5 protein-coding genes are annotated in these 9893 nt (G+C 41.1%); all 5 read left to right on the top strand.

The features are described 5' to 3' along the window. Window positions 1–409: SprB repeat-containing protein (locus HYU69_14125; GenBank protein ID MBI2271477.1), on the top strand; the 409-nt coding region annotated here is incomplete at its 5' end. A 47-nt stretch (window positions 410–456) separates the two neighbouring features. Further along, window positions 457–4599, top strand: coding sequence for a PKD domain-containing protein (locus HYU69_14120; protein MBI2271476.1), 4143 nt, complete (start codon window positions 457–459; stop codon window positions 4597–4599). Window positions 4600–4713: 114 nt separating this feature from the next. After that, window positions 4714–8427, top strand: a complete 3714-nt coding sequence (locus tag HYU69_14115; GenBank protein ID MBI2271475.1) for an SBBP repeat-containing protein — start codon at window positions 4714–4716, stop codon at window positions 8425–8427. Next, window positions 8378–8833, top strand: coding sequence for a SprB repeat-containing protein (locus HYU69_14110; protein ID MBI2271474.1), 456 nt, complete (start codon window positions 8378–8380; stop codon window positions 8831–8833). Before HYU69_14115 ends, HYU69_14110 begins: the two co-directional genes overlap by 50 nt. A gap of 546 nt (window positions 8834–9379) precedes the next feature. Further along, window positions 9380–9893, top strand: a 514-nt coding sequence (locus tag HYU69_14105; GenBank protein ID MBI2271473.1) for a hypothetical protein, incomplete at its 3' end; no start/stop codon positions are given.

Raw genomic sequence — 9893 nt, 5'->3', positions numbered from 1 at the left:
TAGCGGCGCTTCGACAGGCTCAGCAACCGCAACAGGAGCCGGAGGAAGTCCGGGTTATACATTCGCATGGAGCAATGGAGGTACAACATCTCAGATATCAAATCTCACATCTCAGATCTATACAGTAACAGTAACAGATAGCAAGGGATGTGCGGCGACTACTACTGCCGCGATAACTTCGCCACCACCCTTAACCGGACAATTTACCAAGGGTACAGCCGGCTGTGCGGGATGCGGCTGTAAAGAATGGCTCATGGTAAATGCGGCAGGCGGCACAAGTCCTTATAGTTACACCTGGCCGGACGGATATGTGAACAGGTATAAAAATAAGTTGTGTCCGGGTGGTTATAGTGTAAATATAAAGGATAAGAATGGGTGCAGTATTAATGTTAATTTAACCGCGCCCTGATCCACTTGTTTATAGTATTAAGCTTTTGAAAATAAATATCATATTTCATGATCAGCAACTTTAACAGGACACGCACTCTGATTATTTTCAGTATTTTTTTACTGAATGATAATATTGAGGTTAATGCCCAACATTCCGACAATGGTGATTGGCCCGGTATTTTTACAGGAAATAGTTTAAGTGAAAACGAAAGACAAATTATTTATAATAATATTTCCAATTTACCGGTAATGTTCCGTAAAAATATGGGGCAATGGGATGACTATACCGTAGATGATAATAAAATACTTTACAAAGGATCTTCACCCGGCTGGAACGCTAATATTTATTTTTTAAAAGACAAGTTAAGTTTTGCAGTCGTACGGGAGTTGGAAGAGCCTGATGTTAATTCATCTGCCATTAGCCGGTCTCCCGTAGAGTCTCAAAGTGAATACCTGGTTTGGAATCTTCATTTTAAAGAGGCAAATCCAAATGTTAATGTAATATCTGAAGGAAAAGAGGATAGTCATACGAATTATCTTCTTGGAAATGATTTTACAAAACACAGAATCAATGTTCCTGATTTTCGTATGATCTCGTATGAGAACATATATCATAATATTGATATTAATTATTATAGTTCAGGTAAGGAGTTGAAGTACGATTATGTTATAAAGCCAGGCGGAGAGATTAATGTTATTCGGATGCAACTCGAAGGTGTGGAACACTTGAATATTAATGATAAAGGCCAATTGGAAATAACAACAGTGTGGGGAACATTATTGGAGGAGCTTCCGGAGTCATATCAATTGATAAGCGGACGAAAACAAAAAGTCAGCATTGAATACCGTATAATTGATAAAACAACTTTTGGATTCATATTGAAAGGAGATTATGATCCGGCAAATACACTCGTTATCGACCCGGTAATTTTAGCATGGTCAACATTTTTAGGAGGGACCGCTGCGAGTAATAGTTATATGGGAGACATTGCGTTGGATGCTGTGGGAAATGTGTATGGTGCAACTTATAATGACGCTAACTTTCCAATTACAGCCGGGGTATTTCAGCCTGTACGAAACGGAGCAAGAGATGCCGTCGTTTTTAAATTAAATCCTACAGGTACCGCAATTATTTACTCTACCAATCTTGGCGGTAGCGGATCCGAGTTGGGTTATTCAATAGCGGTTACTGCATCCAATGAAGTAATAATAGCCGGAAATACCGATTCTCCTAATTTTCCGGTCACGGCAGGCGCTTTCCAACCTGCTTTTGGGGGTGGTTTCAGTGATGTTTTTATATCTAAACTTAATGCAACAGGGTCTGCGTTAATATATTCTACTTACCTCGGAGGGGTGGATAATGATGACCTTACGTGGATGGGTGATGGACTTGCTATTAATTCTGCCGGAGAAGCTTTTGTAACCGGAGTCACAGCATCCGCGAATTTTCCTGTAAAAGCCGGGTCCTTTGATACAGGGTACAATGGCGTGCGTGATGGATTTGTAACGAAGCTAAATCCGACCGGTACCGCTTTAATTTATTCTACATTTTTAGGGGGAACCAGTTCTGATAATGGAAGCGGTATCGCGATTGATGCAGCCGGTGCAGCTTATGTTACCGGCTCAACAGGTTCAATTAACTTTCCAACTACAGCCGGTTCGTATGATAATAGCTATAATGGGGCGCAGGATGCTTTTGTAACAAAGTTAAACGCGGCAGGAAGCGGATTGGTGTATTCAACATATGTTGGAGGTTTTAATTTTGAGGAGGCTTTCTCTATTGCAGTAAACCCGGCAAATGAAGCTTTTGTGGTTGGTACGACACAATCTATTAATTTCCCAATCACTCCCGGAGTGTTCAATACAGTATTTAATATGGCAAGTGCTTTTGTATTTCGTTTAAATAATACTGGTTCAACATTCATCTATTCTGTTTTTTTGGGTCATGCAAATAACGCAAATGGAATTGCTGTAAATAATTTTGATGAAGCATACATTACCGGCAATACTAATTCTGCAATACCGGTAGTTCCGCCGGATTATCCAACTACTTCCTGTGCGTTTGATACTTCACCAAACGGCGGGTCCGATTTTTTTCTGAGTAAATTGAATTCAACGGCAAGCATTTTGCTCTATTCAACTTATATTGGAGGAAATAATAGTGATTATTCAAGTATCAAACCAGTTTTACGAATCGGTGGTTGCGGAGATGATGAAGTGGTCATGTGCGGTACTTCTCATTCCGGTAATTTTCCGACAACCGCGGGAGTAGTGCAGCCATCTAAGCTTAATGGTATATATGATCAGGCTGTTATTTTTAAATTTAAGTCAAAAGTTGTTCCGAATTTTAGTTTCTCATCAGGACCTAATTGTAATGTACCTGTTCAATTTACAGATATGAGTTCGGGCAATTGTGTCTGGAAAAGTGGTTCATGGACTCCAACTTCCTGGAAATGGTTTTTTGGTGACGGAACCACATCTTATGTGCAAAATCCCTCTCATGTATATGCCACAGGGGGAACTTATAATGTAAAATTAGTAATCGGATGTCCTGCAGATTCGATCATTATTCCTGTAACTGTAACCAGTGTCAGTTGTTGTGTCGCGACATTGAATCCTACTTCAAATGTGGTGGATGCGAAGTGCGGAGCAAATAATGGTTCCGGATCAGTTACTGTAACCGGTGGAACATCGCCGTATACTTACAGCTGGTCTCCAACCGGTGGTTCGGGCTCCGCGGCAACAGGCCTTTCACAAGGCACATATAGTGTACTGATCACCGATGGACTAAATTGTAAAACCTCCGTGAATCTCACCGTGAATAATACGCAGATGACGATTGTAGCCGGAGTTCAAAATTATTTATGCAATGGAAAGAATAATGGAACATCTTCAGTGTTGGTTATGGGTACTGCAACTCCTCCTTATACTTATAGCTGGAGCAATGGACAAACCACCCAGGGCGCTACCGGTCTTTCAGCCGGGAATTATACCGTAACAGTAAGGGATGCTACCGGCTGCAGTTTGACAAAAGTTGTTGCCATAACTCAACAGGCACCAATTGCTGTAACTGTAACGCCTGTCAATGGAACCTGTGGCAATCCGGGAACAGCTACGGCTACTGCTATAGGAGGGGGGACGCCATATACGTATTCCTGGAGCAATGGACAGCTTAATTCGGCTACTGGACTTGTAGCGGGAACTTATTCTGTTACAGCCACTGATGCCGGAGGATGTACAGGTACTAAAACATTTTCAATAACTGTTGCACCCAATCCTGCTTCAGCTACTTTTACCCAATCGCCTGCCGGAACTGTTTGTATTGGTACTGCTATAAACTTTACCAATACCGGTACCACAGGTACATATAACTGGGTAGTATCGCCGATCACTCCTGCAAATGTGAGCGGTACTACGGTTAATTTTTCCTATACTTTTTTAACTGCAGGGTCATACAGTATATCTCATACGGTATGGACCTCCGGGTGTTCGGCAAATGCAACCGGTAACATAACAGTAATTAATTGCACATCCGGCCCAACCGTAACCGCCACAGGAAGTGCAGTCTGCCCCGGGAATTGTGGTGTTGTTACAGCTAGCGGTGCGGGAGGAACAAGTCCGTACACTTATTCATGGAGTAATACTGCTACAACCCAAAACATAGCTCCTTGTCCGGTTGCAACAACAACTTACACAGTAACAATAAAGGATGCCGGTGGAAATACATCCACATCAACTGCTGTGGTTACTGTAAATCCTGCGGTAACTGTTTCAGTTTTATCAACTAATATTGCTTGTAATGGAAACGCTGACGGTTTAGTAACAGCTACAGGTAGCGGTGGAAGTTCACCTTATACTTATAGCTGGTCGGCCCCTGGTGGATCAACGACTGTAATTTCAGGATTAACAACCGGAACCTATACTGTAACAATAACAGATAATAAGGGTTGTACGTCTGCTTCTGCATCCACAATAATTTCGCCATCGGCATTAACAGGACAGTTCGTCAAAGGTACAGCCAACTGTGTAAGTTGTGGTTGTAAAGAGTGGGTAATGGTTTCGGCTTCAGGAGGTACAAGCCCGTATAGCTATACCTGGCCGGATGGATATGTGAACAGGTATAAAAACCAGCTTTGTCCCGGGTCATATAACGTAAATATTAAGGATAAAAACGGGTGTAGTATAAACGTAAGTTTAACTACGCCGTGAAGGTTGTAGTATAAATGTAAATCTTACGTCACCCTGATAATCGGATTAAACGTTTTATTTATTCAGATTACAAACATAGTTTTTAAAATTTTCTGGCGATAAATTAAAACAAGAATGAAGGACAGAAACTATTGCTTTTTAGTTGCGCTATTTATTATCGGTAATTTATTTGCCGGCAATAATAAAATAACTGACCCACAAATAAAAGCCCGTGCAAATGAATGGCTGTCGGAGCAAACAGCTTTGGGTTTTATTGAAAACAAAGGGCAAATGGCCGACATAAATGGTGAGCCGGCGCCATATGTTTTGTTTAAAACTGAACTGCCTGGTTTAATTATTTGGGTAACCACAAGTGGTCTTACCTACCAATTTTTAAAATCAGAAGAAGAAAAGGATCAGAAAGAAAGGGAGAATATTGGTTCTGCAAATTCGAAAGTGAAGCAGGAGGATGAGTTTTCGGGGGCGTGGCAGCGTGTGGATATGACCCTGCAAGGAGCATCTATCAAAAAAGAAAATATCATTACTGAAGGTGATATCACACAAGGCGAAGTAAATTACCATTTAAGTCATTGTCCAAATGGGATTTTAAATGTAAAGACTTACTCCAAAATTATTATTCATGAAGTATATCCCGGCATAGATTGGGTATTATACACAAACTTTTCATCTGAAAGAGATAATCAAAGCTCTATAGTATCAGGGGGACTTAAGCATGATTTTATTGTTCACCCTAATGCGGATCCTAATCAGGTAAAATTCATTTACGAAGGAAGCGGAAAATTGCAAATGAAAAGGGATGAAATTATTTTTGAGAATGAACTGGGAAAAATAAATGAAGGAAGACTTCTTTGCTTTCAGGAAGATGGGTCTAAGGAAATATCCTCGCACTATAAAAGAAGGCAAACGAATAAGAAGATTATAGGAGGGTTTTCTTATCAGGTTAGTATAGAAGTTGGTAAATACGATCCCTCACAAACACTTATAATCGATCCCCAACTGGTATGGGCAACTTATGTTGGGGGTGTAAGTGTGGAAGGCGCAATGGGAGTTGAGTGTGATGCTGCCGGTAATGTTTTTATGGTTGGGTATGCTGCAAACAATGGTTTTCCTACTTTAAATTCCGGAACATACTATAAGGGAACATTTGGTGGAGGTAATGGCGATGTATTTATTGTTAAATTTTCGGCAGTCGGAGCAATGCTATGGTCAACATATTTTGGAAGTCCGAGTCGGGAAGAAGGGATCGACCTTGCCATAGACAACACAGGTAATGTATATATTGCCGGATTCACCGCAGGAGCCGGAATTCCAACGCTTAATGCCGGAGGATATTTTGACAATACCTTTAACGGGGTACAGGATTTTTTTATTTTAAAATTTACGAACACCGGGGTTTTGAATTGGTCAACTTATTATGGAGGCAGCGCCGCGGATGTTACGCAGGCAATTACCGTTGATAATAGTGGAAATATTTATCTGACCGGCTATACAAAATCAACAAACTTTCCTACTCAGGCCTGGGGAGGAGCATATTATGATAATACCCAGAATGGCAATGGAAGTTTTGGATATTGGGAGGGAGATATTTTTATTGTTAAATTTTCAAGTGCAACAAATCTGATTTGGTCCACTTATTACGGAGGAGGCCCTTGGTTTTCAACTATCGGCGGAGGAGATTGGGGGGAAGATATTACTATTGACAGCAATGGAAATATAATAGTGGTTGGGTGTACGAGTTCACAGGTTAATTTCCCTATTAAGGCCTGGGGAGGAGCCTTTAATGAAGCAGCTTTGGGTTCTAATAAGAATGGATTTTTGCTGAAGTTTTCCGGTACGGGTATTCTGTTATGGGCAACAGGTTTTATGCCATTCGGACAAATTACGTCTGTTGTAACCGATTCAAACGATAATATTTTTGTAGCTGGTCATGCAAGTAATCTGACACCTACTACAGGATTAAAGGATCCCGGAGGAGGCGCGTATTTTCAATTTGTAAATGCCGGATTCGGATCAGATGTATTTATTGCAAAATTTTCTGCTGCGGGTATTTTGCAATGGTCAACATTTTATGGAGGCAATGGATGGGAAGACCTGTTTGACATTTTTAATTCAAATCCAAGTGCTACAAATACAGGGGCGCAGGTTGATGTTGACAAATGCGATAATGTTTATCTTTTGTTTGCTTCAACATCCGATAATCTTCCAACGTTAAATCCGGGATGCGGATATTTTGACAACACTTTTAACGGAGCAACTAACTTTTCGCCGGGTAGTTTTCCTTATACATGTGATCATTATATTGCCGAGTTCAGCAATGCAGGTATTTTGAAATGGGCCAGTTATTTGGGCGGAGATGGTTGGGAAGCCCGCCCTTTTATGGATTTTGACATAAATGGTAATTTATATATTGTTGGTGAATGGCAATCCACTCTTGCATTTCCTCCGCTTCTTGACCCCGGCGCGGGTGCATATTTCGACAATACATTTGGAGGTTCTGATGATGGTACTCTTTATAAGTTTGTTCCGGATAGAATGCAGGAAACCCAATCGCAGGTAAATTCTACATCGTGTGTATGCAATGGCACAGCTACTGTTAACATCACATGCGGTACTGTGCCATTTAGTTATGTATGGAACAATGGTTCACAAACGATCAGCACTGCAAGCGCTACAAATACAATTACAGGGCTTTGTCCCGGAAACTATTGGGTGGAAATTAAAGATGCTGCCTGTATAGTTAATCGCGATACTGTTTATTATACTATAACCGGCAGCAGTGGAACTTTGACTGTTGCCGCCAGTGCAACACCTGCCGGGTGTGTTACTCCTGGCACTGCCACAGCTATACCCACAGGAGGAACAGGGCCTTATACGTATAGCTGGTCTTCCCCCGTTGCACAAACAACTTCAACAGCAACCGGGTTGATTGGGGGCGTTTATACAATTACAGTAACTGATGCAGCGGGATGTAAAACAGCCCGTACTGTAAGTGTTACACAACCAATTCTCACAGTTGCCGCGACAACAAATCCCGGTGCTTGCAACATCAATAACGGAAGTGCAACAGCTACAGCATCAGGTGGAGTTTCTCCTTACATATATACCTGGAGCAATAACGCTGCTGGTCAGACCGCAACAGGACTTGCTGCAGGAAATTATACAGTTTTAGTAACAGACGTAAACGGATGTACGGCAACTCATGCAATTAATATTACGCAAACTACACCGGTCGTAACTTTAAATACCACTAATTCTGCTTGTGGAGGCATGGTTTATCTTGAGGCAATAGTGTCCGGCGGGGTAATGCCATACACTTATGCCTGGAGCACAGGAGGGTCATCAACCCCCAGTATAGCTGTTAATGCTCCGGGGACCTATTCTGTTACCGTGTCTGATGGAAGCGGTTGCACATCCGTAAAGACAATTAATGTTGCCGCAATACCTCCATATCCGGCAATTGCAACTTTTGCTCAATCGCCCGGTGGAAATATATGTACCGGAACCACAGTAAACTTTACCAATACCGGTACAGCACCGGGTACCGGCGTTACATATTATTGGCTTCTTAATCCGGGTTATTTATTTTATGGGTCTCCGGAAAATTTTTCCTATACATTTTTATCGACCGGAACTTATAGTGTTTCTCATACGGTCACAAATGGAGGGTGTTCGGCAACTGTAGTAAGTAATATTGTAGTTGTCAATTGTACCGGCCCGACTGTAACGACCACAGGGAGTTCGGTGTGCCCGGGCACATGTGCTTCCGTAACGTCAAGTGGTGCAGGCGGAACAAGTCCTTACAACAACTGCAACAAATATAACGTGTAGCGGTGCTTCGACAGGCTCAGCAACCGCAACAGGAGTCGGAGGAAATCCGGGTTATACATTCGCATGGAGCAATGGAGGTACAACATCTCAGATCTCAAATCTCACTTCTCAGATCTATACAGTAACTGTAACAGACAGCAAGGGATGTGCGGCGACTACTGCTATCGTAATAACTTCACCACCACCCTTAACCGGAGAAATTACCAAAGGTACAGCCAACTGTGTAAGTTGTGGTTGTAAAGAGTGGGTAATGGTTTCGGCTTCAGGAGGTACAAGCCCGTATAGCTACACCTGGCCGGACGGATATGTGAACAGGTATAAAAACCAGCTTTGTCCCGGGTCATATAACGTAAATATTAAGGATAAAAACGGGTGTAGTATAAATGTAAGTCTGAATGTACCATAATGAGACTACTAACATAAATTGTTTTTAAATATTTGATAATAAAATATTTACAATAAACATATATTTATTTCAATACAAATAATTTGAGTAAAAAAGTATTGGATGTTGGATACAGTAACAATAACTTTAGTTGTCAGAAAAAAGCAGAATAAATTATACCAATTTGATTTAACTTTTAGTCCAATCAATATTGGTATGATGCCGATCGGATAGCTTGTTTGGGCCAATGAAATTGGACCATTACAGAAAGTAGAGGGTGATATTTTTAAATCACTGTTGGAAATAGGGAAACAACTACTTGTGCTACACATAGAATTAGTAAAAAACAAAACAGAACAATCTCAACATTTGGGGAAGGAACAAGGATATCAGAATAAAGGATTGATGAATCGTTCCTGCTTTAGCATATTCGGCGAGTATAATTTGAATAAGTTTTAGGGGTATTAACTGTTTTTGTGAAACTTTAAACTGGTTTCTTCATGTAAAAAGAGTTGTAGAGTACAATAATTATTGAACCAATTTAAAGACTGTGGAATACCTTATGAGATGAATAGGCAATTACAGATAATATTTGCTGTTACTTTTATTCTTCCGGTTGTGGTATGCTATGCTCAGCCGGCTAATGATAATAAGGCGAGTGCAACGGATATTACTGCCCTGATCAACGGTTGTTCTGTTGATGCTGCCTATACCTCAGTCAGTGCAACTGCTGACGAATCGAAAGGATCCTGTATGGGAAGCGGCCCTAATTATAATACATGGTTTAAATTTACTGCCAGTGCAACCGGTTTTATAAGTATTCAGTTTCAATCCGGAGGGACTGCGGGTACACAGCGATATACATATGTTACATTATGGGACGCATCTCTTGTTCAGCTTGGATGTTCCGCTTATTCCTCACAATATGTAACATCTCCTGTCAAATATTTGGGTCTTACTGTAGGAGCTACATATTATGTTTCTGTAGATAATCTTTCTGGAGCTTATACGGGCACGTTTAAATTATGCCTGAGCGATGTGATCGATTTTGATTGTAAAGTTGCTGCCGTTGATGTTACTT

It is taken from the genome of Bacteroidota bacterium (assembly GCA_016183775.1).
Classification (GTDB): domain Bacteria; phylum Bacteroidota; class Bacteroidia; order JABDFU01; family JABDFU01; genus JABDFU01.
Note: the sequence above shows the minus strand (reverse complement) of the source record. Positions and strands in the feature narration are given on the sequence as shown.

Bases quoted from the DNA above. Each gene is read 5' to 3' on its own strand.
- HYU69_14120 (MBI2271476.1), top strand. From the start codon at position 457: ATGATCAGCAACTTTAACAGGACACGCACTCTGATTATTTTCAGTATT.
- HYU69_14115 (MBI2271475.1), top strand. From the start codon at position 4,714: ATGAAGGACAGAAACTATTGCTTTTTAGTTGCGCTATTTATTATCGGT.